20 protein-coding genes and 1 pseudogene are annotated in these 25413 nt (G+C 73.1%); 7 read left to right on the top strand and 14 right to left on the bottom strand.

Annotated features, from left to right (window positions below):
* Nucleotides 1–138 precede the first annotated feature (138 nt).
* Nucleotides 139–1080 (bottom strand): hypothetical protein, encoded by a 942-nt coding sequence (locus tag ABZ576_RS07555; RefSeq protein ID WP_360737076.1) that lies wholly within the window; start codon nucleotides 1078–1080, stop codon nucleotides 139–141.
* Nucleotides 1081–1242: 162 nt separating this feature from the next.
* On the opposite strand from ABZ576_RS07555, the gene ABZ576_RS07550 reads away from it, so the two are divergent.
* Nucleotides 1243–2193: a serine hydrolase gene (locus ABZ576_RS07550; protein WP_360737073.1), complete on the top strand. Its 951-nt coding sequence runs from the start codon at nucleotides 1243–1245 to the stop codon at nucleotides 2191–2193.
* Nucleotides 2194–2296: 103 nt separating this feature from the next.
* Here the strand turns inward: ABZ576_RS07550 and ABZ576_RS07545 are convergent, their stop codons facing one another.
* Nucleotides 2297–3220 carry an LLM class F420-dependent oxidoreductase gene (locus tag ABZ576_RS07545; RefSeq protein WP_360737070.1) on the bottom strand — a complete coding sequence of 308 codons (924 nt, stop codon included), beginning with the start codon at nucleotides 3218–3220 and terminating at the stop codon, nucleotides 2297–2299.
* Nucleotides 3221–3457: 237 nt separating this feature from the next.
* Here ABZ576_RS07545 and ABZ576_RS07540 point away from each other — a divergent pair, with 237 nt between their 5' ends.
* Complete coding sequence (locus ABZ576_RS07540; protein ID WP_360737068.1) at nucleotides 3458–3643, top strand: hypothetical protein; 186 nt, start codon at nucleotides 3458–3460, stop codon at nucleotides 3641–3643.
* 328 nt (nucleotides 3644–3971) lie between these two features.
* On the opposite strand, the gene ABZ576_RS07535 is transcribed toward ABZ576_RS07540, so the two are convergent.
* The 4 genes from ABZ576_RS07535 to ABZ576_RS07520 form a co-directional block, all read right to left on the bottom strand.
* Nucleotides 3972–4457, bottom strand: a complete 486-nt coding sequence (locus ABZ576_RS07535) for a DUF6099 family protein (RefSeq protein ID WP_360737065.1) — start codon at nucleotides 4455–4457, stop codon at nucleotides 3972–3974.
* Nucleotides 4458–4624: 167 nt separating this feature from the next.
* A complete protein-coding gene (locus ABZ576_RS07530; protein WP_360737063.1) occupies nucleotides 4625–5002 on the bottom strand; it encodes a nucleotide pyrophosphohydrolase in 378 nt (125 codons plus the stop codon).
* A complete protein-coding gene (locus ABZ576_RS07525; RefSeq protein WP_360737060.1) occupies nucleotides 4999–6348 on the bottom strand; it encodes an ATP-binding protein in 1350 nt (449 codons plus the stop codon). The genes ABZ576_RS07530 and ABZ576_RS07525 overlap by 4 nt, the downstream gene beginning before the upstream one ends.
* 252 nt (nucleotides 6349–6600) lie before the next feature.
* Nucleotides 6601–6990 carry a cell division protein SepF gene (locus ABZ576_RS07520; protein WP_360737057.1) on the bottom strand — a complete coding sequence of 130 codons (390 nt, stop codon included), beginning with the start codon at nucleotides 6988–6990 and terminating at the stop codon, nucleotides 6601–6603.
* 278 nt (nucleotides 6991–7268) lie between these two features.
* Between ABZ576_RS07520 and ABZ576_RS07515 the strand changes: the two genes are divergently transcribed.
* The 4 genes from ABZ576_RS07515 to meaB all read left to right on the top strand — a co-directional run bounded on the left by ABZ576_RS07515 (nucleotide 7269) and on the right by meaB (nucleotide 14236).
* Nucleotides 7269–8987 carry a hypothetical protein gene (locus ABZ576_RS07515; protein WP_360737625.1) on the top strand — a complete coding sequence of 573 codons (1719 nt, stop codon included), beginning with the start codon at nucleotides 7269–7271 and terminating at the stop codon, nucleotides 8985–8987.
* 259 nt (nucleotides 8988–9246) lie between these two features.
* The gene (locus ABZ576_RS07510; RefSeq protein ID WP_360737055.1) at nucleotides 9247–11061 is read left to right on the top strand and encodes a methylmalonyl-CoA mutase family protein; all 1815 of its coding nucleotides are present in this window, start codon (nucleotides 9247–9249) and stop codon (nucleotides 11059–11061) included.
* Entirely contained in the window at nucleotides 11061–13235 is a 2175-nt protein-coding gene (gene scpA / locus ABZ576_RS07505; protein ID WP_360737052.1) for a methylmalonyl-CoA mutase, read from the top strand. The genes ABZ576_RS07510 and scpA overlap by 1 nt, the downstream gene beginning before the upstream one ends.
* A gap of 5 nt (nucleotides 13236–13240) precedes the next feature.
* The gene (gene meaB / locus ABZ576_RS07500) at nucleotides 13241–14236 is read left to right on the top strand and encodes a methylmalonyl Co-A mutase-associated GTPase MeaB (protein ID WP_360737049.1); all 996 of its coding nucleotides are present in this window, start codon (nucleotides 13241–13243) and stop codon (nucleotides 14234–14236) included.
* A 54-nt stretch (nucleotides 14237–14290) separates the two neighbouring features.
* On the opposite strand, the gene ABZ576_RS07495 is transcribed toward meaB, so the two are convergent.
* Both ABZ576_RS07495 and ABZ576_RS07490 read right to left on the bottom strand, forming a co-directional pair.
* Nucleotides 14291–14980, bottom strand: coding sequence for a GAF and ANTAR domain-containing protein (locus tag ABZ576_RS07495; protein ID WP_360737047.1), 690 nt, complete (start codon nucleotides 14978–14980; stop codon nucleotides 14291–14293).
* Between the two features lie 241 nt (nucleotides 14981–15221).
* The gene (locus ABZ576_RS07490; RefSeq protein WP_360737044.1) at nucleotides 15222–16424 is read right to left on the bottom strand and encodes an FAD-dependent oxidoreductase; all 1203 of its coding nucleotides are present in this window, start codon (nucleotides 16422–16424) and stop codon (nucleotides 15222–15224) included.
* Nucleotides 16425–16710: 286 nt separating this feature from the next.
* Here ABZ576_RS07490 and ABZ576_RS07485 point away from each other — a divergent pair, with 286 nt between their 5' ends.
* Complete coding sequence (locus tag ABZ576_RS07485) at nucleotides 16711–17319, top strand: SUKH-4 family immunity protein (protein ID WP_360737623.1); 609 nt, start codon at nucleotides 16711–16713, stop codon at nucleotides 17317–17319.
* A 313-nt stretch (nucleotides 17320–17632) separates the two neighbouring features.
* Here the strand turns inward: ABZ576_RS07485 and ABZ576_RS07480 are convergent, their stop codons facing one another.
* The 6 genes and pseudogenes from ABZ576_RS07480 to ABZ576_RS07455 all read right to left on the bottom strand — a co-directional run bounded on the left by ABZ576_RS07480 (nucleotide 17633) and on the right by ABZ576_RS07455 (nucleotide 25412).
* The gene (locus ABZ576_RS07480; protein ID WP_360737041.1) at nucleotides 17633–20173 is read right to left on the bottom strand and encodes a sensor histidine kinase KdpD; all 2541 of its coding nucleotides are present in this window, start codon (nucleotides 20171–20173) and stop codon (nucleotides 17633–17635) included.
* 12 nt (nucleotides 20174–20185) lie between these two features.
* Nucleotides 20186–20869 carry a response regulator transcription factor gene (locus ABZ576_RS07475; protein ID WP_360737039.1) on the bottom strand — a complete coding sequence of 228 codons (684 nt, stop codon included), beginning with the start codon at nucleotides 20867–20869 and terminating at the stop codon, nucleotides 20186–20188.
* A gap of 45 nt (nucleotides 20870–20914) precedes the next feature.
* A pseudogene (locus ABZ576_RS07470) lies at nucleotides 20915–21037 on the bottom strand (potassium-transporting ATPase subunit C); the annotation flags it as partial.
* Nucleotides 21038–21211: 174 nt separating this feature from the next.
* A complete protein-coding gene (locus ABZ576_RS07465) occupies nucleotides 21212–23194 on the bottom strand; it encodes an amino acid transporter (RefSeq protein ID WP_360737037.1) in 1983 nt (660 codons plus the stop codon).
* A 248-nt stretch (nucleotides 23195–23442) separates the two neighbouring features.
* Complete coding sequence (locus ABZ576_RS07460; RefSeq protein WP_360737034.1) at nucleotides 23443–24417, bottom strand: alpha/beta hydrolase; 975 nt, start codon at nucleotides 24415–24417, stop codon at nucleotides 23443–23445.
* 329 nt (nucleotides 24418–24746) lie between these two features.
* Nucleotides 24747–25412, bottom strand: a complete 666-nt coding sequence (locus ABZ576_RS07455) for a potassium-transporting ATPase subunit C (RefSeq protein WP_360737032.1) — start codon at nucleotides 25410–25412, stop codon at nucleotides 24747–24749.
* Between the last annotated feature and the right edge of the window lies 1 nt (nucleotide 25413).

Below are 25413 nucleotides of genomic sequence, written 5' to 3'. Positions count from 1 at the left end.
TCCCCCGCCGCCGACCCGGCCGGGGTGCGCCGGGGCGGTCACCGGCCGGTGGGGGTTCGCCGGTACGTCCGTGGGCCGGTTCGGGTGCGCCAGGGCGTCCGCCGACCCGGCCGGGGTGCGCCGGGGCGGCCGTCGCGTTCAGGACTCCGCGTCGACGATCTTCCGGGCGTTCGCCATGGCCCGCCTGTCGGCCGCGAGCCGCTCCTCCAGCTCCTTCTTGTGCCGGGCGATGGCCGACTTCTGCTTGCGGCTCTCGACGGCGTGCACCTTCTGGATGTACTCGGTGTCGAGTTTGCACCGGGCGTCCGCGGCGGCGGTCTTCTTTTCCTTGGCCGACGGCTCGTCGGTGCCGAACCAGTCGGTGTCGATGGACGCCTTGTCCGGGTCCGGGTATCGGAAGCCCTCCTCCTTCATGCACGTCGACCAGGCGCGGTCGGCCTTCTTCCAGGCGGGGTCCTTCCTCGCCTCCTTGTGCGCCTGGTACCAGAGGGTGGCGGCGACCGAGGAGTAGCCGGTGAGCTGCACGCCGCCGATCTTCGTCGGCTTGGGCCGGGGGCCGGCGATCTTCCGGAGCGCCTCGCCCATGCACCCCTTGTCGGGGATGGGGTTGCCGTGCGCCCGGCGGCTCTCGCCGGCCTCGAAGGTGCCGGTCAGGGCGGTGTACTGGTCGGCGGGCCACTCCATGGGCTGGTCGGTGGCCTCGTCCCGCGGCCGGTTGTGGTAGCCGTTCTCGGCCGCCAGGTCGGGGTCGTCCACGCCGTACGGGCTGTCGTCACCGAGCTTGCTGCTGCTCGCGAGGGTGCCCTGCCGTACCGGGTACGTCGAGTCGACCGTCCTGATGTCGAGCGTTTTGAAGCCGGTGAACCCGAGCCGGACCATGCACTTCTTGGCGAGGAGCCACTGCGCCGTGCCGACGGCCTTCCCGTCGGCGGACGCCGGGTCCGCGAGGTAGTCGTTCAGCGGGAGCGCCTTCATCGTGTTGAGGCGGTGTGCCTCGTCGTCGGCGTCGTCGCCGCCGACGAACTGGCATGCCGACACGGCGAGGAGGCCGGTGAGGGCGAGAGGGAGGAGTTTACGCACGCGGTCATACGATCAGCCCGGGATCATGGACGCCGTGATGGAGCCCACAATTCCGGTGCCGGCCGTTCACGGAAACCTCATGTGATCTCCGTTATGGCCGTCCCAGCCCCCGACCTGATGGAGTGAGCCCTCGTCAACTGACCACTGGCAGAAGGGGGAACCATGACGCTCGGCAAGGGTGCCCGGGGACACGGAAGAGCCGCCGTCGTACTGACGGCCGGTGCCGTCCTGGGCGCGGGGGTCCTCGCCTCCGCACCCGCCCAGGCGGCCCCGGTGCCGTCCGCGGCCGGGGCGGCCCGGACCGCCGCGGCGGCACCGCAGGTGCCCGCCCAGGGCGCGTACGCGATGAACGCGGCCACCGGCAAGCAGCTCTACGGCAAGGCCCCGGACGCGCGGCTGCGGACCGGCTCCACCACGAAGATCATGACGGCGCTCGTGGTGCTGTCCCAGAAGAACGTGGACCTGGGGAAGAAGGTGAAGATCAAGAAGGAGTACACCGACTACGTCATCGACCCGCAGACGCACGTCCAGCGCTACTCCAGCGCGAACCTGCTCCTCGGCGACTCGATGTCGGTGGGCGACCTGCTGTACGGCCTGATGCTCCCGTCGGGCTGCGACGCGGCCTACGCGCTCGCGGACACCTACGGCACGGGCTCGACCACGGCCCAGCGCACCAAGTCGTTCATCACCAAGATGAACGGCAAGGCGCGCGAACTCGGCCTGAAGAACACCCACTTCGACTCCTTCGACGGGGTGTCCAACGGCAAGAACTACTCCTCGCCGCGCGACCTGGCCAAGCTGGCGCAGACCGCGTTGAAGAACAAGACGTTCAAGAAGGTCGTCGGCACCCCGGTGTACAAGGACATGAAGTCCTACCGGCCCGGCGGCGGAACGCACGCCATGCAGCCGTGGAACAACTCCAACAAGCTCCTCGGCTCCTACCGGGGCGCGATCGGTGTGAAGACCGGCTCCGGGCCGGAGGCGAAGTTCTGCCTGGTGTTCGCCGCCACCCGCGGCTCCAAGACGGTCGTGGGCACCCTGCTCGCGGACACCTCGCCGGACCAGCGCTTCGCGGACGCCAAGAAGATCCTCGACTACGGCTTCACGCGGTAGCGGCCGAGCACGGCCGGGGGGCACCGGCTCCCCGGCCGCGCGCCGGCCGGACACGGCCCACGGCCGGGAAGGCCGGTGCCTCGCAGCGGGCCGCGCCCCGGGGCTACGACAGCTGCGACTGCACCTGGGCGGAGATCAGCTCCAGGTGGTCCAGGTCGTCGAGATCCAGCAGCTGGAGGTAGATCCGCCGCGAGCCGATCGCGGCGTAGCGGCCGATCTTGTCGACGACCTCGGCCGGGGACCCGGCCAGCCCGTTGGCCTTCAGCTCGTCCACCTCGCGGCCGATCACGGCGGCACGGCGGGCCACCTCCCGGTCGTCCCGGCCGACACAGACCACGAGCGCGTTGGAGTACACCAGCTCGTCGGCACCGCGCCCCGCCTCCGCCGCGGCCGCCCGCACCCGGCCGAACTGCCGCTCGCTGTCCTCGACCGAGGCGAACGGGATGTTGAACTCGTCCGCGTACCGGGCCGCCAGCCGCGGGGTCCGTACCGCGCCGTGACCGCCGATCAGCACGGGAACCTTCCGCTGCGCGGGCTTGGGCAGCGCCGGCGAGTCGGCGAGCTGGTAGTAGGTGCCGTGGAAGTCGAACGTCTTGCCGACCTCGGTCGCCCACAGGCCGGTCACGATCGCGAGCTGCTCCTCCAGCCGCGCGATCCTCTCCTTCGGGAAGGGGATGCCGTACGCCTTGTGCTCCTCCTCGAACCAGCCCGCGCCCAGGCCGAGTTCGACCCGGCCGCCGGACATCTGGTCGACCTGGGCGACCTGGATGGCGAGCACGCCGGGCAGGCGGAAGGTGCCGGCGGTCATCAGGGTGCCGAGCCGGATCCGCTCGGTCTCGCGGGCGAGGCCGGCCAGCGTGATCCAGGCGTCCGTGGGGCCGGGCAGGCCGTCCGCGCCGCCCATGCGCAGGTAGTGGTCGGAGCGGAAGAAGGCGTCGAAGCCGAGGTCCTCGGTGGCTTTCGCCACGGTGAGCAAGGTGTCGTACGTGGCGCCCTGCTGGGGCTCGGTGAAGATTCGAAGGTCCATACACCCATCCTGCACGGCGCCCTCCGCGTCAACCACGACGGTACGGCCCGGCGGGGCCGTCCCCGGTCGGGTGAAAATCGTCCACCTCGTGCGCGGGCGTCGCTCCGGGCCAGTGACCGGCCTCGGCGATGATCGTTGGGCCGTCGGAGCCGGACCGTCCGGCACCCGCGCCGGACGGTGGCCGCCGTCGCGCGTCACCGCGCCGGCCCTGCCGGGCCGGGGGCCGAGGAGGCCGTCATGTCCGAAGAGACCATTCCCCAGCAGACAGGCCCCGGCGATCCGTCCGCCGACGCCACGGGCCGGCCGAAGGGCCTGCTGGAGCAGATGGAGGAACTGATGGCGGCCCTCAACGCGGACCTGTCGGCCCTGGCGGACCTCCAGTCCGGAGGACCCGGACGCGACTCGACGGACGAGCAGGGCTGAACCGGGGGGCGCGGGGCACGTCGGTGCGGCCGCGCTGGTGCACGGGCCGATGCGGGGCTGCGTGGGGTGCGCCGGTGGGAGCCTCGCGCATGAACCGGCCGAGGCGGCGCCTAGGCGGGGGTGTACGGGGAGCGTCGGCGGGGCCGTGCTCTGGTCTGGCGGGGTGATGCGGGGGTGCGCCGGGGTGCGCGGGCGCGTCCAGGCGGCCGCGCTGTCGGACGGCCCTGGCGGGGCCGGTGCGGGTGCGCGGGGGTGTTGCGGGGTGCGTCGACGGGGCGGTGTTTCGTGCTCGGGCCGGGTCGGCGGCCCTCGTTCGCGCCGTGGTCGTTCACACGCCGGACGGGCTGTCCTGGGCGTCCTCGGGTAACACCTCCTCCCGTGCCGCCAGCTTGCGCAGCATCTCCAGGACGCGGTCACGGGACTCGTCGGCCGCGTCGATGGCCTCCATGCACTGCCAGTACGTCGTCTCGTCCGCCGCGGCGCTGGCCATGCCGACCAGGGCTATCCCGACCTCGCCGAGCAGGCCGCCGAGGCACAGCAGGGTCTCGCGGGCGTCGGCCAGTTCGGTGAGCTGGGCCGCGCGCAGCTCGCCTGGGTCCACTTCGGGTGGGTCCAGCACTCCGCAGCCCCGGCCCGCCAGTTCGGTCAGCCCCAGCGCTTCCCCGCGCAGTTCCGGCGGGCCGGAGACCGCGAGGCGGCTCCCGATCGCCTGCGCCAGGGCCTGCGCCTGCCAGACCTCCGCCATCATCTCCACGGCGTCGGCGCCGCCCGCCAGGGCGCGCCTGCTCGTGAGGATGAGCCGTATCGCATCCATACCGTGCCCCCGTCCGTCCGACGTGCGACCTCGCACATCTGCCTGAACTTCCTTGTTCACTACCCAGAGTGAAGGTCCCTGGGACGAAAAGCTAGAGGAAGACGGAAATTAGCGGACAACAATTCGGATTCGACACCTCTGTTGACTCCGGAGCGTAATAACGGAATTTAAGAGTCCGCTTGTTGTCCCTCCCCGCCGGCGTCCTGCCCGCCCTGCGCGCCCGGCACCGGGAAGCGCCGCTCGTTGCGCTCGATCTTCGCGGCCAGGGCCGCCAGCGGGTCGATGCCGAGGACTTCGCAGAGCTGGAGCAGATAGGCCAGGACGTCCGCGACCTCGTCCGTGACGCGGTGGGCCGTGGCGGGGTCGGCCATCACCCGGGCGGACTCCTCCGGGGTCAGCCACTGGAAGATCTCGACCAGTTCGGAGGCCTCCACCGAGAGGGCGGCGACGAGGCTCTTGGGCGTGTGGTAGGGCTGCCAGTTCCGCGCGGCGGCGAACTCGGCCAGCCTGCGCTGGAGTCGGTCCAGGTCGGGGTGTTCCGTCACGGGTCCAGGTGTACCACCGTGACGTCCGGCGTCCCCGCGGCCCACGAGGGGTCGTGCACCGCGGCCACACAGCGGATGTGCCCGCGCTCCCCCATCCGGGACGCCAGCCCCAGCAGTTCCCGGCGCTGGCTCGGATCCAGGCCCCGGTCGAAGCCGTCGGCGAGGACGGTGAGGGTCCGCAGGGCGTCCGGCACCTCACCCGGCGGGTCCATGTCCAGCACCCCCGGCCCGGTCAACAGCACCAGGGTCAGCGCGAGATAGCGCAGCTCGCCGTCGCCGAGCCGGGCGATGTCGGTGCGGCAGCCGTCGCCGCGGTCGAGCAGCGCCCGTACCGTGCCGTCGGCCAGCGGCTCGGCGACCAGGTCGGCCACCCGGCCGGCGCAGCCCGCGTGCAGCGCCTCGACCAGCCGGCCGTGCCGGCGGCCGCACTCCGCGCGGGTGCGCCACAGCACGTCGGCGAGGTTGTCGCAGCCGGGCAGCAGCCGGCCGGAACCGGTGGGGACCGGGGCACGCATGTGCTCGGGGCGGGGGTCGCAGGGGAAGACCGAGCGCAGGGCGACGACCATCTGCTCGGCCGCGGCCAGCACACGGCGCTGTCCGTCCGTTTTGCCGGCCACACGTAGCGGCAGCAGCGCGGTGCCGAGGCGGTCGTCGGGCAGCGGGGCACGGGTCACCGGGGCGGAACCCGCGGTGTGCCAGGCGGCCTGGACGGTCCGGCGCCCGGGGTCGCGCAGGGCGGTCTCCAGCAGGACGACCCCGTGCGCGGTGAGCCGCTCCCCCACGATCCGCAGGTCCGGTTCGGCCTGGACGGCGATGTCGAGCCGGACCGGGCCCTCCGCCCCGTCGGCCGTACACCCGATCCGGAAGCCGCGCCGGCCCTGGGCGTCGGGGCGCGCCCGCTCCGGTACGCGGGCGACCGGGTCCGGGAACGCCTCGGCGAGCGGGGCTCCGCCGCCGAGCCGTGCCAGCGCCTCGTACGCGGCGAGCGCGGTCGTCTTGCCGGCCCCGCTGGGCCCCGCGAACAGGGTGACCGGTCCCAGCGGGAACACGGCCCGCCGGTGACCCGCGAACGCCGACAGCCGCAGCTCGGTGATCCGGGCCCGGACGTCGAGGGCCGCCCGGGACCGCACGGGGCCGGTCCCGGCGGACACGCCGGCCGGCGACGACTCGGCCTGCACGGAGGTCGCGTCGGCCGCCGGTGCCTCGGCGTACACGGGGTTCGCTGACGGCACGGCGGGCACGGCTGACGTGAAGGGCCCACAGGGCGCGGTGGACACAGTGGGCGCGGTGGACGCGGTGGGCGCGGTGGACACGGTGGGCGCGGTGGACACGGAGGGCACGGCCATGGGTGGACCGTAGGGCCCCGTCCACCGACGAAGCGTTTCGCCGTCGGCGCCTTCCTACGATCGGGGGACGCCGCCCACACGACGGGCACCGCCCGGCGCGACGACGCGACGACGCGACGACGCGACGGCCACAGACACAGACACAGCCACAGCCACAGCCACAGCCACAGCCGGACGGAACGCGGCGCCAGGTGCCTCACGTACCCCGCCCGGCTCAGCCCTGCCCGGCGCGGCCGGGCCGGTGGCCCGGTGTCACGTGCCCGACATGCCCGCGCCCTCCATCAGACCGCTGACCTCCGTGCCGGGCGGCGTGAGGAGGAAGACGTTGCGGTCCACCCGGTGCATCCCGCTGCCCAGGCCGAAGACGACGCCGGTGCTGAAGTCGAGGACGCGCTTGGCGACGTCCCCCTCCGCGCCGGACAGGTCGAGCAGGACCGGCACCCCGGCCATCAGGGTCTCGGCGACCTCGCGGGCGTCCGCGAAGACGTTGACGCGCAGGACCACGAACCGGCGCCGTGTCTCGGTCTCGGCGTCGGGCAGCGAGCGGTGGCTCACCGCGGACGGCCAGGCGTCCCGGCCCCGCAGCGGCACGACCTGGGCGAGCCCTTCCCACTGTTCATCGGTGACGTCGTAACGGCTCACCGGCTCCCCCCGACCTGACTCGCACTCATTGCCTGCACCAGCCAATTCTTACGCCAAGTCACCCGTTCGGCCCAACAACGACACGGTCCGCGACCGACCGGGCACGCCCCTCTCGCCACGACCCTCTTGGTATTCACCCATTCGTCCGTATCTTACGCGGCTCACCCCCGACTCCTCACCGGCCTCCGTGCCCCGCTCACCGGGCACCGCTAGCGTCCGGTGCCGTGCACGTGGCAGAGACGAAACAGGTGACGGCCGGCCGGTGGACCCCGTGGGCGGTGTCCGCCGGACCGGGGGCGCCCGAGGCGGCCCCGGACTGTCCGGCGCAGTGGCACCGCGTACTGACCCTGCTCGCCGCCGTGAGCCTGTTCATCGGCACGCGCGCGCTGTGGAAACAGGCGGTCGCCCACCAGCTGGTCCTCGCCGGGGTCGTCTCGGTCTGCTACGCCTCCATCCTGGTGACCGGCGTACTGGTCCTGACGGTCCGCCGGACCCGCTCGCTGGCCCGCCTGGACCTGCTGGCGCTGGCGACCGCGGTGACCCTGGCCCTGTGCGCCTGGACGCTCGGTCACGACGGCGGCGACGAGGCCGTCCTCACCGCCCAGGCCGCGCGGGAGCTCGTCGCCGGGCACGCGGTGTACGGGCAGCCGTGGCCCTGGCTGTTCGAAGGCAAGGGCGTGCCACTGACGGCGACCATGGACGGCGGGTACGACTTCACGTACGGCTACCCCCCGCTGGCCCCGCTGCTCACCGCGCCGCTGCTGTGGGTGGGCCCCGGCGGCGCCCCGGCGACGGCGGCGTCGACGCTGGCGCTGATCGCGGGCGCGATCGGGCTGTGGCGGCTGCTGCCGGTGCCGTGGCGCTCGGCGGCCACGATGGTCTGCCTGGGCTTCGGGTTCCTGCCGATGTACGCCCGTCACGGCTATCCGGCGATCATCGGCCTGGCCCTGCTGGTGCCGGTGGTGGTGCGCTGGCCCCGGCTCGGCGCGCGCGGCCGGCTGGGCGCGGCCGGGATCGCCCGGGCCGCGTGTCTCGGGGCCGCGTGCGCGGCCCAGCAACTGCCCTGGTTCGTCACGCCGTTCCTGCTGGCCGGGATCTACGCCGTGCGCCGCGGCGAGCTGGGCGGGCGGGCGGCGGCGCGGGTGATGCTGCGGATCACGGGGACCGCGGTGCTCACCTGGCTGCTGATCAACGCGTACTTCGTCGTGCGCGAGCCGGTCGGGTGGCTCGGGGGCATCGCCCTGCCGCTGACCCAGGGCGCGGTGCTGCACGGCCAGGGCCTGGTGAGCGTCTCGCTGTACTTCACCGACGGCAGCGACCGGCTCGACTGGTACGGCCGCGCGAGCGTGCTGCTCCTCGCGGCCCTGCTGGCGGTGTTCGTACTGTTCGTGCGGCGGCTGGGGCCGGCCGCGACCGTGCTGCCGTGGTGTGCCTTCTACGTGGCGACCCGCTCCCAGGACGGCTACTACCTGATGATGACCCCGCTGTGGGTGGCCGCGGCGGTCACCGTGCCGCCGGCGGAGTTCGCCCGTGCCTGGCAGCCGCGGCCCCGCCCGCTGACCGGGCCGCACCGCCGGACGGCCCTGGCCTGGGCCGTCGCGGCACTGGTGGCGCCCGCGCTGGTGAGCGCGGCCCTGGCGGCGACGGGGTCCGCACCGCTGCGACTGAAGGTCGCGTCGGCCCGGCACACCTCCGGGGAGACGCTGTCCGGGCTCACCCTGCGGGTCACCAACACCGGCGGCACCCCGCTCACCCCGCACTACATGCTCACCACCGGCCAGGGCATGAGCCGGTACTGGACCCGGGTGGGCGGCCCGGCACGCCTTCCCGCGCACGCCACGGCGACCGTCGAACTCCGGCCGCCGGCGGACGGGTTCCGGGTGCCGTCGAAGCGGGGCACCCGGCTGCGGCTGCGGGTCTTCACGGACGGCCCGCAGACGCTGTCCACGCGGGAGGTGCGGCGGGCCGACCTGGGGCTCGGCCGGCCGCCCGGGTGAAGTGAGCGCGGCCCCGGCCGCGGGCGGACCGCGCGCCCCGCCCAGCCGGTTCCAGCCCGTGCCGGACCCCTCCCGGCCCACGGTGACCGGGCCCCAGGGCAGCCCTGTGCGCGCTCGCACCGGAGCCGGGGGACCAGCCGCGCCGAGCCGCGCGACACACCGCCGCGGGCCGAAGCGGCCCTGGTCACAACCGCAAGGGGAGAAACCTCACAGCCCGCACTTCACCCCGCGTTCGGCGGCCTGCCCTAGCATCCGAGCCATGACGGTCCTGCCTGACGACGGGCTCTCACTGGCCGCCGAGTTCCCCGACGCGACACATGAGCAGTGGCAACGCCTGGTCGAGGGCGTACTGCGCAAGTCGGGCAAGGAGCTTTCCGGCGCGGCAGCAGAGGACGCCCTGTCCACGACGCTGGAGGACGGGCTGCGCACCCGGCCCCTGTACACCGCGCGCGACGGCGCGCCCGACCCCGGCCTGCCGGGCTTCGCCCCCTTCGTGCGGGGCAGCCGCCCGGAGGGCGGCATCACGAACGGCTGGGACGTACGGCAGCGGCACACGGCACTGGCCGACGGCACGGAGAACGCCGTGCTCGCCGACCTGGAGAACGGCGGCACCTCCCTCTGGCTGGTCCTCGGCGAGGGCGGCATCCCGGTCTCCGAGCTGGGCCGCGCCCTCGACGGCGTCTACCTCGACCTGGCGCCGGTCGTCCTGGACGCGGGCCCCGACACCGAGCAGGCCGCCGAGGCCCTGCTACGGCTTTTCGCGGACAAGGGTGTGGACGCAACGGCCGTACGAGGCAATCTGGGCGCCGACCCGCTGGGGTACGAAGCCCGTACCGGCACCGCACTGGACTTCGCGCCGTACGCCGCCCTCGCCGCGCGCTGCGCCGCGCGGTACCCGGGCCTGCGCGCGCTGACCGTGGACGCGCTGCCGTACCACGAGGCGGGCGGCTCGGCCGCACAGGAGCTCGGTGCCTCGCTGGCCACCGGTGTGGCCTACCTGCGGGAGCTGACCGGGGCCGGGCTCGGCGTCGAACAGGCCGCCGCACAGCTGGAGTTCCGCTACGCGGCCACCGCCGACCAGTTCCTGACCATCGCCAAGCTGCGCGCGGCCCGCCGGCTGTGGGCGCGGGTCGCCGAGGTGTGCGGGGCGCCGGACGCGGGCGCGCAGGTGCAGCACGTGGTCACCTCGCCGGTGATGATGAGCCGCCGCGACCCGTGGGTGAACATGCTCCGCACGACGGTCGCGACCCTCGCCGCGGGGGTGGGCGGCGCCGACTCCGTGACCGTCCTGCCGTTCGACCACGCGCTGGGCCTGCCCGACGCGTTCGCCCGGCGGATCGCCCGCAACACCTCCGCCATCCTGATCGAGGAGTCGCACCTGGCCCGGGTCATCGACCCGGCGGGCGGCTCCTGGTACGTCGAGCGGCTGACGGACGAACTCGCCGGGGCCGCCTGGCAGTACTTCCGGACCATCGAGCGCGACGGCGGCCAGGCGGCCGTGCTGCGCTCCGGCCGGCTCCGCACCGACCTGGCCACGACCTGGGCGGAGCGCTCCAAGAAGCTCGCCAAGCGGCGCGAGCCCATCACCGGGGTCAGCGAGTTCCCGCTGCTGTCCGAGAAGCCGGTGGAGCGCACGCCCGCGCCCGAGCCTCCCTCCGGCGGTCTGCCGCGGGTACGCCGCGACGAGGCGTACGAGGAGTTGCGCGCCCGCTCCGACGCCCATCTGGCGGCGACCGGCGCCCGGCCCCGGATCTTCCTCGCCACCATCGGCTCCGCCGCCGAGTACACCGCGCGCTCGACCTTCGCCGCCAACCTCTTCCAGGCGGGCGGCATCGAGCCGGTCGCCGAGGGCCGTTTCGAGGACAGCGGCGCGACGGAGGCCGTGGTGTGCTCCAGCGACGCGCGCTACGCCGAAGAGGCCGAGCGGACGGCCGGGGCGCTGCGCGCGGCCGGGGCCCGGCATGTGTTCCTGGCAGGCCGGGGAGACTACCCCGGCATCGACTCGTACGTCTTCGCGGGCTGCGACGCCGTGGACGTGCTGTCCGCGACCCTCGACCGCATGGGAGTGTCCTGATGGGAATCCCCGACTTCTCCGGCATCGAGCTGGGCACCCCGGTCGCCGACGCCACCGACGGCGAGTGGCGTGCGGCCGTCAAGGCGGCCACCGGGGGCCCCGAGCCGCTCTGGGAGACCCCGGAGGGCATCGGGGTCAAGCCGCTGTACACCGGCCGTGACCTGGAGGGCCTGGACTTCCTGGGCACCTACCCGGGCATCGCGCCGTACCTGCGGGGCCCGTACCCGACGATGTACGTCAACCAGCCCTGGACCATCCGCCAGTACGCGGGCTTCTCCACCGCGGAGGAGTCCAACGCCTTCTACCGGCGCAACCTGGCGGCCGGCCAGAAGGGCCTGTCGGTCGCCTTCGACCTGCCCACGCACCGCGGCTACGACAGCGACCACCCGCGGGTCACCGGTGACGTCGGCATGGCGGGCGTGGCCATCGACTCCATCTACGACATGCGCCAGCTGTTCGACGGCATCCCGCTGGACAAAATGACGGTGTCGATGACGATGAACGGCGCCGTGCTGCCGGTGCTGGCGCTGTACATCGTGGCGGCCGAGGAACAGGGCGTGCCGCCCGAGAAGCTCGCCGGGACCATCCAGAACGACATCCTCAAGGAGTTCATGGTCCGCAACACCTACATCTATCCGCCGAAACCGTCGATGCGGATCATCTCCGACATCTTCGCGTACACCTCGCAGCGGATGCCCCGCTACAACTCCATCTCCATCTCCGGTTACCACATCCAGGAAGCCGGCGCGACGGCCGACCTGGAACTGGCGTACACGCTCGCGGACGGCGTGGAGTACCTCCGCGCGGGCCGGGAGGCGGGCCTGGACGTGGACGCGTTCGCCCCTCGCCTCTCCTTCTTCTGGGCGATCGGCATGAACTTCTTCATGGAGGTCGCGAAGCTGCGGGCCGCGCGGCTGCTGTGGGCCAAGCTGGTCTCGCAGTTCGAGCCCAAGAACACCAAGTCCCTGTCGCTGCGCACCCATTCGCAGACCTCGGGCTGGTCGCTGACCGCGCAGGACGTCTTCAACAACGTCACGCGCACGTGCGTGGAGGCGATGGCGGCGACCCAGGGGCACACCCAGTCGCTGCACACCAACGCCCTGGACGAGGCCCTGGCGCTGCCGACCGACTTCTCGGCGCGCATCGCCCGCAACACCCAGCTGCTCATCCAGCAGGAGTCCGGCACCACGCGGGTCATCGACCCGTGGGGCGGCAGCGCCTACGTCGAGCGGCTGACCTACGACCTCGCGCGCAAGGCCTGGCAGCACATCCAGGAGGTCGAGCGGGCGGGCGGCATGGCGCAGGCCATCGACGCCGGCATCCCGAAGCTGCGCGTGGAGGAGGCGGCCGCGCGGACGCAGGCCCGCATCGACTCCGGGCGGCAGCCGGTGATCGGCGTGAACAAGTACCGGGTGGACAGCGACGAGGCGATCGAGGTCCTCAAGGTCGACAACTCCTCCGTGCGCGCCCAGCAGATCGAGAAGCTGCGGCGGCTGCGCGCGGAACGGGACGAGACCGCGTGCCGGGACGCGCTGGACGCGCTCACCCGGGCGGCCGACGGTGACGGCAACCTGCTGGAGCTGGCCGTGCGGGCGGCCCGCGCCAAGGCGACGGTCGGCGAGATCTCCGACGCACTGGAGAAGGTGTACGGGCGGCACGCGAGCCAGATCCGTACGATTTCCGGCGTGTACCGTAACGAAGCAGGCCAGTCCCCGTCCGTGGACCGCACCCGGGCCCTGGTGGACGCGTTCGAGGAGGCCGAGGGGCGCCGGCCGCGCATCCTGGTCGCCAAGATGGGCCAGGACGGTCACGACCGCGGCCAGAAGGTGATCGCCACCGCCTTCGCCGACCTCGGTTTCGACGTCGACGTCGGCCCGCTGTTCCAGACGCCGGAGGAGGTCGCCCGGCAGGCGGTCGAGGCGGACGTGCACGTGGTCGGCGTGTCCTCGCTGGCCGCCGGCCACCTGACCCTCGTTCCGGCGCTGCGCGAGAAGCTGGCGGAGGAGGGCCGCGAGGACATCATGATCGTGGTCGGCGGGGTGATCCCGCCGCAGGACGTGCCGGCCCTGCTGGAGATGGGCGCCACGGCCGTGTTCCCGCCCGGGACGGTGATCCCGGACGCGGCCCGCGACCTGGTCGAGCAGTTGTCGGCCGACCTCGGCCACGAGCTGTAGCGGCGATGGCAGCGATCGATCTCGACACGTATGTGAAGGGTGTGCTCGACGGCAAGCGGGCCCTGGTGGCCCGCGCCATCACGCTCGTCGAGTCCACCCGGCCACAGCACCGGGCGCTGGCGCAGCAGCTGCTCACCGAGCTGCTGCCGCACAGCGGCCGGGCGCGGCGGATCGGCATCAGCGGAGTGCCGGGTGTCGGCAAGTCGACCTTCATCGACGCGTTCGGCACGATGCTGACCTCGCTGGGCCACCGGGTGGCCGTGCTCGCCGTCGATCCCTCCTCCACCCGCACGGGCGGCTCCATCCTGGGTGACAAGACGCGGATGGAGCGGCTGGCGGTCGACCCGGCGGCCTTCGTCAGGCCCTCCCCCAGCGCGGGCACGCTGGGTGGGGTCGCCAAGGCCACCCGGGAGTCGATGGTGGTCATGGAGGCGGCCGGCTACGACGTGGTCCTCGTGGAGACCGTCGGGGTGGGCCAGTCGGAGACGACGGTCGCGGAGATGGTCGACTCCTTCCTGCTGCTGACCCTGGCCCGCACCGGTGACCAGCTCCAGGGCATCAAGAAGGGCGTCCTGGAGCTGGCCGACGTGATCGCGGTCAACAAGGCGGACGGTCCGCACGAGCGGGACGCGCGGGCCGCGGCACGGGAGTTGTCCGGCGCGCTGCGGCTGATGCACGGCAAGGACGCGTTCTGGACGCCGCCGGTGCTGCACTGCAGCGCCCGGGAGTCCACCGGTCTGGACACGGTGTGGGAACGCCTGGAGCAGCACCGCACCCTGCTGGACTCCACCGGCAGGCTGGCCGCCAAGCGCCGGGACCAGCAGGTCGGCTGGACCTGGGCGATGGTCCGCGACGAACTCCTCGGCCGGCTGCACGCCGACCCGGCGGTACGCGCGACCGCACCGGAGCTGGAAGAGCAGGTCAGGGAGGGCCGCTTGACGGCGACTCTGGCGGCGGAACGCATCCTGGCGGCGTTCGGGACCGGTACGCGACAGCCCTGAGCCGCGGGGCCCGCGTGCGCGGGGACCCGGGCCTGCGGCGGGTGCCTGCCGGCGTCAGGTCATCCCGCCGCGTTCGCAGACGCGGCGGGCCACCTCGCGGAGCTTGACGTTGTGTTCCTGGGAGTAGCGCCGCAGCACGTCGAAGGCCTGGTCCTCGGTGAGGTTGTGGCTGCCCATGAGGATGCCCATGGCCTCGCCGATGACGTGCCGGGTGGCGACGGCCTGCTCCAGCTGGGCGTGCGTACGGGCACTGGCGAAGGCGACGGACGCGTGCGAGGCCAGCAGCCAGCCGGCCGTCTCGCCGGCCTCGGTGAACGCGCCGGGGCTGCGGGAGTAGAGGTTCAGCGCGCCGAGGTCCTCGTCCTCGGTGAAGAGCAGGAAACCCATCATGCTGCCGAGGCCGAGCCGGCGGGCCTCGGCCACATAGGCGGGCCACCGCGGATGCTCGTCCCGGAAGTCGGCGATCCTGAAGACCCGCTCGCCCTTCTGGCTGCGCGCCGCGTCGTAGCAGGGGCCCTCGCGCAGCCGGCCCTGGAGCAGGTCGCTGTCGACCACGAACTCGCTGGTCGGGGCCAGGCTCCGGACGCCCTTCGGATCCACGATGAGGATGCCGGCGGCGTCACAGCCGGGAACGATCGCGGTGGCGGAGGCGGTGATCCGCTCCAGGGTGCCGGGCAGCGTGTCCTGCGCGAGCAGGCCGCGCGCCATGTCCGCGAGCTGCTCGGCGAGATGACGCCAGTCCATACCCCTGCCTCCGTCCGCCGCCCTCCTACCCCACCACCATGGCACCATGCCGACCCCGCGGGCCGCCTGCGCGCGCCCCGGACGGACCGCGCCGGCGGATCCGTACCGCCCGGACGGCCGTCGCAGGGCCCGCGCGGCTCACCCCGGCCGGCCGCGAACCGGCTGCTGCCGAAGCGATCGGTCGCGGCGCTGTCCACCTTCGTCGCCCCGGTGCCCCCGGTGCCCCCGGTGCCCCCTGCGGCTACGCGACCGCCCTCTCGGCCGGCGCAGCCGGCGCGGCGGCCGTCCGGCGCCGACGGCCGGGCAGGCCGAAGGTCGGGTGGGAGACGGCCCACAACGACATCGCGAGGATGCCCGCCTTGACCCGCGCGGCCTTCCGCCCGCCCAGGTACGCCGGCTTCGCCCGCGCCGCGTCGTCGACCGCCTGCAGGATGCCGTCCCGCCGCCCGAGGCTGATGTGGTTGCCCAGGTAGACCTGCTTGATGTGCGCGGCTCCCCGGCCGGTGAGGTGTCCGACGATCGCGTCCGCGGCCTGCCGGCCGGTGGAGCCCGCCGTGGCGCAGGACATCGGCAGCGGCCGGCCGTTGTCGCCGATGGCGTGGGCGCTGTCACCGGCGGCGTAGACGTCGGTGTGGGAGACCGACCGCATGGTGCGGTCGACGACGATCCGGCCGTCCTCGGTGACCTCCAGCCCGCCGGCGGCGGCGATGGGGGCGACCGCGAACCCGGCCGTCCACACGGTCGCGTCGGACGCCAGGGCGGTGCCGTCGGCGCACAGCACCCGCGTCGCGTCGACGGCTGCGACGGTGCCGTGTTCCAGGACGGTGATGCCCAGCCGGTCGCAGGCCCGGCGCAGGTGGCCGCGGGCTCCGGCGGAGAGCCGGGCGCCCAGCTCGCCGCGCGCGATCAGCGCCACCGACAGGCCGGGCCGGGATTCGGCGATCTCGGTGGCGGTCTCGATCCCGGTCAGCCCGTCGCCGACCACCACCACCCTGCCGCCCCCACCCCGCCGGCCCAGGCCGTCCAGGCGCTCGCGCAGGCGCAGCGCCGCGGGCCGGCCGGTGACGTCGTAGGCGTGCTCGGCCACTCCGGGGACGCCGTGGTCGGCGACGTGGCTGCCGAGCGCGTACAGGAGCGTGTCGTAGCCGAGTTCGCCGCCGCCGCCGTCGGCGTCGGCCACGGCGACGACCCGGCGCTCGGGGTCGACGGCGGTGACCCGGGCCAGGCGCAGCCGTATCCCCGTGCCCGCGAAGACGTCGGCGAGCCCGGGGGACTCGATCTCCTGGCCGGCCGCGAACTGGTGGAGCCGTAGGCGCTGGACGAAGTCCGGCTCGGCGTTGACCACGGTGATCTCGGTGTCCGCCGGGGACAGGCGGCGGGCCAGGTTCCCGGCCGCGAAGGCCCCGGCGTAGCCGGCGCCGAGGACGACGATGCGGTGCTTCATGTGGTGCTCCTCTCGGTTCGCTCGCTCCGGTGACTTGAGCGGAACAGCGCCCCGATTCCTGACGGATACCGCGTGTGGCGTGCGTCACGTGGCACCGGGGGTGGCGTCCGGACACCGCCGGCCCGGCCGTGGACGACAATGAGTTCCGCAAGAGGGCGGGTGAGCGGGCGGGGCGGCCGGACGGGAGCCGCCGGACGCCTCCGTCGGCGACGCCGTGGTGGTGACCGCTGCCGCCCATCGAGAGTCCCCCGGCGCTTGCCGCGCCGTGGAGTTCGGAGTGTCGGCCGTGCTTTTCGACGTCACCCGCGGCGACATCGCCGGCGTCTTCGGCGAGGACCGGATCGCGACCCTGCCCGCGTCCGCCTTCCCGCCCTCCGTCGCGGACACCGGGGGCGCCCGCCTCCTGCGGACCGTCGGTGCCCCCACCGGAACGCTCTGGCTGCGTGAGCCCGACGAGGACTCCGGCACGCTGCCCCTCGTCCGGGACGTCGTCCACACCGAGGACTTCGAGGACGCTTCGGAGGACGCGGGCGCGTGGCCCGTCATCGGCTGGCTGCTCAACGCCCACCTCGCCCTCGACCCGGTGTCCGGTGCGGTGCACGCCTTCGACGCCGACGAGACGACCGTGCGGGAACTCCACACCGACGTCTCCTCCCTCCTCCACGTCACCCTCCGGTTCCAGCGCCTGCTGGAGGAGTTCACCTTCGGCGGCGACGAGGAAGCGGACTTCGCCCGCCTGGATCGCGAGGTCGAGCGGATCCGTCAGGAGACGAGCGGCGTCGATCCCCTGCCCTTCCAGGACGAGGAGACCGTCTGGTCGGTGGTCGGCGACGAGATCGCCGCGGGCCAGCGGTTCCGGGGCGACAGCCCGGGAGCCCGCTCGCTGTACGGGTGAGTGCCGGTCCGGCCGCGGACCGATCGGGGGCTCGGGGTCCCCGCCGTACGGGCGTTCGTCCTCCGGGCACCTCCGCCAGGAGAGCTGTGGTGCCCCGGACGCGGGGAGGCGGGCCGGGGCTCGCCGTCGAGGCTATGCCCGTAGGCGTCCCGGTCGCGGCCCCTCCTGACGGAACGCTGACGGCGACCGGGGCGGCATTGACGGAACGCTGACGGCGACCGGGGCGGCATCGACGGGATGCCGGCGTGCCGGGGGCGGTGGCGGCAGGGCCGCCGCAGGAGCACCGCGGACGGGCCCGCGGCAGCCCGAGCGTTCAGGTGGCCGTCGCCGCCAGGTCCGGCTGCTCGTCGCTCCGCCGCGGTGCCGTCCGGAGGGCGAGCACCATGGTCAGGCCGCCGCCGGGGGTGTCCTCGGCGTCGAGCGTGCCGCCGATGGCCTCGGCGAAACCGCGTGCGACCGCCAGACCGAGGCCGACGCCGGCACCGCGGGGGGCGTCGCCGTACCGCTGGAACGGCTCGAAGATCCGGCTCTTGGCCTCGTCCGGGACGCCGGGGCCGCGGTCCACGACCCGGACCTCGACCCGGTCGGCCATGGCACTCGCGGAGACCAGGACGCGCTCCCCCGGCGGGCTGTACTTCACCGCGTTCTCCACGACGTTGGCGACCGACCGTTCCAGCAGGCCACGGTCGACGTCCACCATGGGCAGGGTCTCGGGGACGTCCAGGTCCACGCTGTCCTCGGGGACGCCGCCCAGCGCCATCGGGATGACCTCGTCCAGGTCGGTCTCGCGGATGATCGGGGTGACCGTGCCGGTCTGGAGGCGGGACATGTCGAGGAGGTTGCCGACGAGGTGGTCGAGGCGGTCGGCGCCGTCCTCGATGGCCTCCAGCAGCTCCGCCCGGTCCTCCTCGGACCACTCGACGTCGTCGGAGCGCAGGGAGGTGACCGCCGCCTTGATCCCGGCGAGCGGGGTGCGCAGGTCGTGGCTGACGGCGGCGAGCAGGGCGGTGCGGATGCGGTTGCTCTCGGCGAGCTCCTTCGCCTGGTCCGCCTCCTGCCGGAGGCGGCGGCGGTCCACGACCACCGCCGCCTGGGCGGCGAAGGCGGCCAGCACCCGGCGGTCCTCGGCCGGCAGGACCCGGCCGGACAGGGCCAGCGCCATGTGGTCACCGACCGGGACGTCGACGTCCGCCTCGTCGGGTGCCGCGCAGGGACGCGGGCCGACGCTGCCGGCACAGGTCCAGGGCGCCACGTCGCTCTCCCGCTCCAGCAGCGCCACCGACTCCATCCCGAAGGTCTCACGGACCCGCTCCAGGAGGGCGTCCAGGCTCGTCTCGCCGCGCAGGACGTTGCCGGCCAGGAAGGAGAGGATCTCCGACTCGGCCCGCAGCCGCGCCGCCTGCTGGGTGCGGCGGGCCGCGACGTCCACCACCGAGGCGACGGCCACGCCGACCCCGACGAAGATCGCGATGGCGACGATGTTCTCCGGGTCGGCGATGGTCAGTGTGTGGACGGGAGCGCTGAAGAACCAGTTGAGCAGCAGCGATCCCACCACCGCTGAGGCCAGCGCCGGGAAGAGCCCGCCCAGCATGGCCGCCGCCACCGTCAGCGTCAGGAACAGCAGCATGTCGTTGGCCAGACCGACGTCCGGGACGACGCTCGTCAGCAGCCAGGTGAACAGGGCGGGGCCCAGCACACCCACGAGCCAGCCCCCGGCGACCCGGGACCGTCCGAGGCGTGCCCCGCGCGCCACCGGCAGTCCGCGGCCCTTGCCCACCTGGCCGTGCGTGATGAGGTGGACGTCGAGGTCGGGCCCGGAATCGCGAGCCACCGTGGCGCCGACGCCGGGTCCGAGGACGTACTGCCAGCTCCTGCGGCGGGAGACGCCCAGCACGATCTGTGTGGCGTTCACCCCGCGGGCGAAGTCGAGCAGGGCCGCCGGTATGTCGTCGCCGACGACGTGGTGGAAGGTCCCGCCGAGGTCCTCGACCAGGGTGCGCTGGACCGCGAGTTCCTTCGGGGAGGCCGACGTCAGCCCGTCGCTGCGGGATATGTACACGGCCAGCACCTCGCCGCCGGCGCCCTTCTCCGCGAGCCGGGCGGCGCGCCGGATGAGCGTGCGCCCCTCCGGGCCGCCGGTCAGCCCGACCACGATCCGCTCCCGCGAACCCCATATCGTCGACACCCGGTGCTCGCTGCGGTACTCGTTCAGGTACGCGTCGACCCGGTCGGCCACCCACAGCAGCGCCAGCTCGCGCAGGGCGGTGAGGTTGCCCGGGCGGAAGTAGTGGGACAGCGCCGCGTCGACCTTGTCCGGTTGGTAGATGTTCCCGTGCGCCATACGGCGGCGCAGCGCCTCCGGCTCCATGTCGACCAGCTCGATCTGGTCGGCGCGGCGTACGACCTCGTCGGGGACGGTCTCGCGCTGCCGCACCCCGGTGATCGACTCGACCACGTCACCGAGCGACTCCAGGTGCTGGATGTTGACCGTCGAGACCACGTCGATGCCCGCGGCGAGCAGTGTCTCCACGTCCTGCCAGCGCTTGGCGTTGCGCGAGCCCGGCACGTTCGTGTGGGCCAGCTCGTCGACCAGGGCGACGGCCGGGGCGCGCCGCAGGACGGCGTCCACGTCCATCTCGGTGAAGGCCGCGTCCCGGTACCGCAGTTCCCGGCGGGGCACCTGTTCCAGGCCGTGCAGCATCACCTCGGTGCGCGGCCGGTCGTGGTGCTCGACGACGGCGACGACGCAGTCGGTGCCGCGCTCGACGCGGCGGTGCGCCTCCGACAGCATCGCGTAGGTCTTGCCGACGCCGGGAGCCGCGCCGAGGTAGATCCGGAGCTTGCCGCGTGCCATGTCTTTCCCCGGTCAGGCTTCGAAGCGGTAGCCCATGCCGGGCTCGGTGATCAGATAGCGGGGGTGGGCGGGGTCCTTCTCCAGTTTGCGCCGCAGCTGGGCCATGTAGACGCGCAGGTAGTTGCTCTTGTTGCGCTGGGTGATGCCCCAGACCTCCTGGAGCAGCTGCTTCTGGCTGATCAGCTGGCCGGGACGGGTGACCAGGATCTCCAGCAGGTGCCACTCGGTGGGGGTGAGCCGCACGTCCCGCCCGTCCCGGACGACCTTCTTGGCCAGCAGGTCGATGGTGAAGCCGTCGGTCTCGACCAGTGAGGTCTCGGGGGTGAGCGGGATGTCCTCGGTACGGCGGACGGCGGCCCGCAGCCGGGCCAGCAGCTCGTCCATGCTGAACGGCTTGGTGATGTAGTCGTCCGCGCCGGCGTCCAGCGCGGACACCTTCTCGGCGGACGACTCCCGGGCCGACAGGACCAGGATCGGCATACGGCTCCAGCCGCGCAGGGCCTTGATGACGTCGACGCCGTCCATGTCGGGCAGACCGAGGTCGAGCAGGACGACGTCGGGCTGGCGTGCGGCGGCGAGCCGCAGGGCCGTGGCCCCGTCGGGGGCGGCGTCCACGCCGTAGTGACGTGCCTGCAAGTTGATCACGAGGGCCCGCACGAGCTGCGGGTTGTCCTCCACCACCAGCACCCGGGTCATGGGTGTGTGCCTCTCCTGTCGTACGCCGGCCCCGAGGGGACGCGATCACCTGTGCGCCACGAGTTCCTTCAGGGCGATGCCGGGCCCCGGGGCGTTCACCCGCGGCGCGCCGATGAAGCCGAGCGTACGGCCCTCGGTGTGCTCGTCGACGAGCCGCCGTACCCCGGCCGGATCGGCCGTCGCCGGCTCCCGGAGCCGGCCCCGGGGGGAACGGACCGGTACTCGACCAGTAGAGGAAAACGCCTCCGTGCCCGGATCGGAGCCTTCCTTGACGGGTCTCTTACGGCAGCGCGGAGCGTCTTGACGGTTTCCATACGCCGGGGTGTCCGGTGGACGGTGGGGTCAGCCGCCGACGTGGATGCCGGGGCGGCGGTCGGGGTCGGGCTCGTGCTTGCGGATGATCTCCCGGGTGACGGGCGCGGTGTCGCCGCGGCCGAGGAGGAAGTAGCGGAACATGTGGACCAGCGGACTGCCCTCGGCCCAGGCGAAGTGGCAGTGCGGCTGGACGCCGGTGGCATCGCGCATGGCCAGGAGGATCGCGGCGATGGCGTTCGGGGCGGCCGGGGCGTCGGCGCGCAGGATGCGGTACCCGTCGACTTCGACGCCGCGGACGGTGAGGGTGTCGCTGAAGTCGGAGGGGTCGACGACGTCGATCTCGAGGAAGAGGACGTCGGCCCGGCCGGGGACGGGGTTGGTGTGGCGCTGTTCGTGCTCCTTGGCGGAGTACTCGGCGGCGTCCCCCGCCTGGCGGCGGTTGGCGATGACGTTTATCGCCTGGTCGTAGACGAGGGTGTCGCTGATGAACCGGCGGGCGGCCTCGTCGAAGACGATGCGGTCGGCGCGCAGTTCGGTGGTGCGCGACACCCGGGAGATGAGCGAGACGGCGATGATGCCGGCGATGAACACCCCGGAGATGGCGATGCCGTCGGGCTTGTCGACGATGTTGGCCACCAGCGCGTAGAACAGGACCGCGGTCAGTGCCGCGAAGCCGGTGCCCGCCAGGCGCTTTCGGTGGCGGAACACCGAGACGGTGACGGCGAAGGCGCCGGAGACCATCATCGCCAGGATGCCGGTGGCGTAGGCGCCGGCCTGCTTGTCGACGTCGGCGTCGAAGGCGATGGTGATGCCGATGGACACGGCGGTGTAGACGATCACGACGGGGCGGACCGCCCGTCCCCATTCGGGGGCCATGCCGTAGTCGGGCAGGTAGCGGGGCACGATGTTGACCAGTCCGGCCATCGCGGAGGCGCCGGCGAACCACAGGATGAGGATGGTGCTGATGTCGTAGACCGTGCCGAACGCCTCGCCGACGTGTTCGTGGGCCAGCCAGGCGAGGGCCCGGCCGTTGGCGGCCCCGCCCGGTTCGAACTCCTTCTCGGGGATGAGCACGGTGGTGACGAAGCTCGCGGCGAGCAGGTACACGCTCATGATGAGGGCGGCGGTGGTCAGCAGCTTGCGGGTGTTGCGGATCCGGTTCTCCAGCCGCTTCCCGGGGTCGGCGCCGTCGGCGGCGACCAGCGGCATCATGCTCACACCGGTCTCGAATCCCGACAGGCCGAGGACGAGCAGCGGGAACGCCAGCAGCGCCGGCCCCGCCAGGTCTCCGAAGCCGCCGCTGCCACCAAGGGCGTCGGTCCAGGCGGAGAAGGCCTCCGGGGTGCTGATCACGTGGGCCAGGCCGACGGCGATGATGACGGCGTTGAGGACAAGGAACACCGCCACCAGGGGGATGGCCACCTTGACGGCCTCGCTGAACCCGAGGAGGAACACCCCGCCGAGGATCAGCAGCAGGACCACGGTGAGGGCCACCTCGTGGCCGTGCAGGGCCTCGGGGAAGAAGGGGTTCTCGACCACGTGCACGGAGGCGTCGGCCGTCGAGAGGGTGATGGTGATGATCCACGAGGTGGCGACGAAGCCGAGCAGGACGAGCACGAACAGCTTGCCCCACCAGAACGGCAGCAGGTCCTCCAGCATCGCCACCGAGCCCGCACCGTGCGGGCTCTCCCTCGCCACCCGCCGGTACATCGGCAGCATTCCGAGCAGGGTCAGCGCGACGATCAGCAGGGTCGCCAGCGGGGAGACCGCCCCGGCGGCGAGCGCGGCGATCGCCGGGACGTAGGCCAGGCTGGAGAAGTAGTCGACACCGGTCAGGCACATCACCTGCCACCAGGAGTGCGACTCGGCGTGGGCCTCTCCGGCGGCCGGCCCCACCGGCTGCACCTGGTGGCGCAGCAGCCACCGCGCGAATCCTCCGCTGGGCTGGGCCCGCAGAGCCGGACTGTCCACGACCTCCGGTACGGCCGGGCCTTCCGCGTCCTTCGACATCCCCCATCGCTTTCTCTCACGGCCCCGAGGACCATCCTTCACCGGCGGCAGCCCAGCGGCCGCCACGGCACGATCATCGGCCATGTGCCCGGCAGGAACCACAACCGCCCCTCACGCGGACGTGGGACATATGGGGCGGCGATGCCGGGGAGCAACGACGAAGCCGGGTGCCGCGCGCCCTTGGGGGCACCGGCGGACCCGGCTCGGGAGGACTTTCCGCTCGGCGAGGGAGCGGGTACGCGACCGTCTCAGCTTCCGTGCAGTGCCGTCCTCAGGAAGTCGACGGCGATCCTGCGGGCGACGTTCGCGGCGCGCGTGTCGCGCAGACTGTCCAGGAGGAGGAAGTCGTGGACCATGCCGCCCACCCTGACCGAGGTGACGTCCACGCCCGCCTCGCGCAGCCTGCCCGCGTACTGCTCACCCTCGTCGCGCAGGACGTCGGCCTCGTCGGTGACGACCAGGGCGGGCGGCAGGCCCCGCAGCTCCTCCAGGGACGCCTGGAGCGGGGAGGCGTACACCTGGGCGCGCTGGGCGGGGTCGGTGGTGTAGGCGTCCCAGAACCACTTCATGCCGTCGCGGGTGAGGTAGTAACCCTCGGCGAACTGGAGGTAGGAGGGGGTGTCGAAGTCGGCGTTGGTCACCGGGTAGAGCAGGCACTGGGCCTTGAGGTCGAGCCCGCCACGCTCCTTGTTCATCAGTGCGAAGACCGCCGACATGCAGCCGCCGACCGAATCGCCGGCCACGGCGACGCGTGAGGCGTCCAGACCGTGCTCCGCACCCTCTTTCACGAGCCACTGGCCCACGGCGTGGTTCTGCTCCACCTGGGTGGGGTACTTCGCCTCCGGCGCGCGGTCGTAGACGGGGAAGACACCCGCCGCGTTCGCACCGACGGCCAGTTCGCGGAAGAGGCGGTCGTGGGTCTTGTCGTCACCGAAGACCCAGCCGGCGCCGTGGATGTAGAACACCACCGGCAGCGGCCCGGTCGCTCCCTTGGGCCGGATGACGCGGGTGCGGACCGTACCCCACTCGCCGGCATCGACGTCGGCCCATTCCTCGTCGACGTCCGGGCGGGGCACCCCGGGGTCGCTCTGCAGGTCGAGCAGGATCCGACGGCCCTGCTCGGGAGGGACCTCGTAGATCCGGGGGTGCGGATCGGTCGCCTCCACCAGCTCCTGGGCGGCGGGTTCGAGGTACGGGGTGATCGGCGGCGGAAGATCGGTCACACTCACTCACTCCACGTCTCGGGCACGCGAGTGCCCCGTCGTGCGGCCCGGCGAACCGGCCGCGGCGGATGACGACCCCCGGCCGAACTTCCCCCGCCCCATCGTCGGCACCCCCGCCCCTCCTCGCAACAGGGACGGGCGGACCCCGCCGGGAGTCACGTCTCGGGACGGAGGACGGTTCGGTGACGTCGACGCCGTCCATGCCGGGCGGACCGAGGCGGAGCGGGACGGCGGCGGGCCGTCGCGCGGTGGCGGGCCGCAGCGGCGGGAGCCGGCGGATCCGGGCGCCGCCGCCGGCCGCCGGCTCGCGCCGCAAGGCCGTGACGCCGTCAGCCCTTCGCCATCAGTTCCCTCAGGGCGATGTTGAGTTCGAGCACGTTCACCCGGGGCTCGCCGATGAAGCCGAGGGTGCGGCCCTCGGTGTGCGCCTCGACCAGTTCCCGGACCTCCGCGACGGGCAGGCCGTTCTTCTCGGCGACCCGGTGGGCCTGGATCCGCGCGTACTGCGGGGAGATGTCCGGGTCGAGGCCGGAGCCGGAGGACGTGACCGCGTCGGCGGGCACCTCGGACGGCTCGACCGTGTAGCCGGGCACCGAGTTGTCCTTGACGACGGCGGCCTTGGCGTCCTTCACCCACCGGATCAGCTGTGCGTCGTCACCGGCCCGGTTGGTCGCGCCGGACAGGAGGATCGAGTACCGGGTGTTGACGCTGTTGGTGCCGAGGCCGTTGCGCGGACGGCCCTGGAACCACCTCAGGTCGGCGGCCGGGGTCCGCTCGCCCTTCTCGAGCGGCAGGTCGTACGCCTGGCCGATCAGGGAGGACCCGGCGACCTCGCCCTCCGACCTGATCTCCGAACCGTTCGCCTGGTCGGGGAACAGCCCCTGGGCGGCGCCCGTGACGACGAGCGGGTAGCCGACGCCCGTCACCAGGGTCAGCACCAGGAGGGCGCGCAGGGCCGCCCCGAGCAGCCGGGCGGTGTTGGTCACTGAGTTCATG

This window comes from Streptomyces sp. NPDC013455 (assembly GCF_040632975.1).
GTDB lineage: Bacteria > Actinomycetota > Actinomycetes > Streptomycetales > Streptomycetaceae > Streptomyces.
The sequence above is the reverse complement of the archived record's forward strand: the minus strand, read 5'-3'. Positions and strand labels throughout refer to the sequence as shown.

Bases quoted from the DNA above. Each gene is read 5' to 3' on its own strand.
- ABZ576_RS07550 (WP_360737073.1), top strand. From the start codon at position 1,243: ATGACGCTCGGCAAGGGTGCCCGGGGACACGGAAGAGCCGCCGTCGTA.
- ABZ576_RS07545 (WP_360737070.1), bottom strand. From the start codon at position 3,220: ATGGACCTTCGAATCTTCACCGAGCCCCAGCAGGGCGCCACGTACGAC.
- ABZ576_RS07540 (WP_360737068.1), top strand. From the start codon at position 3,458: ATGTCCGAAGAGACCATTCCCCAGCAGACAGGCCCCGGCGATCCGTCC.
- ABZ576_RS07535 (WP_360737065.1), bottom strand. From the start codon at position 4,457: ATGGATGCGATACGGCTCATCCTCACGAGCAGGCGCGCCCTGGCGGGC.
- ABZ576_RS07525 (WP_360737060.1), bottom strand. From the start codon at position 6,348: ATGGCCGTGCCCTCCGTGTCCACCGCGCCCACCGTGTCCACCGCGCCC.
- ABZ576_RS07510 (WP_360737055.1), top strand. From the start codon at position 9,247: ATGACGGTCCTGCCTGACGACGGGCTCTCACTGGCCGCCGAGTTCCCC.
- scpA (WP_360737052.1), top strand. From the start codon at position 11,061: ATGGGAATCCCCGACTTCTCCGGCATCGAGCTGGGCACCCCGGTCGCC.
- meaB (WP_360737049.1), top strand. From the start codon at position 13,241: ATGGCAGCGATCGATCTCGACACGTATGTGAAGGGTGTGCTCGACGGC.
- ABZ576_RS07495 (WP_360737047.1), bottom strand. From the start codon at position 14,980: ATGGACTGGCGTCATCTCGCCGAGCAGCTCGCGGACATGGCGCGCGGC.
- ABZ576_RS07490 (WP_360737044.1), bottom strand. From the start codon at position 16,424: ATGAAGCACCGCATCGTCGTCCTCGGCGCCGGCTACGCCGGGGCCTTC.
- ABZ576_RS07480 (WP_360737041.1), bottom strand. From the start codon at position 20,173: ATGGCACGCGGCAAGCTCCGGATCTACCTCGGCGCGGCTCCCGGCGTC.
- ABZ576_RS07475 (WP_360737039.1), bottom strand. From the start codon at position 20,869: ATGACCCGGGTGCTGGTGGTGGAGGACAACCCGCAGCTCGTGCGGGCC.
- ABZ576_RS07465 (WP_360737037.1), bottom strand. From the start codon at position 23,194: ATGTCGAAGGACGCGGAAGGCCCGGCCGTACCGGAGGTCGTGGACAGT.
- ABZ576_RS07455 (WP_360737032.1), bottom strand. From the start codon at position 25,412: ATGAACTCAGTGACCAACACCGCCCGGCTGCTCGGGGCGGCCCTGCGC.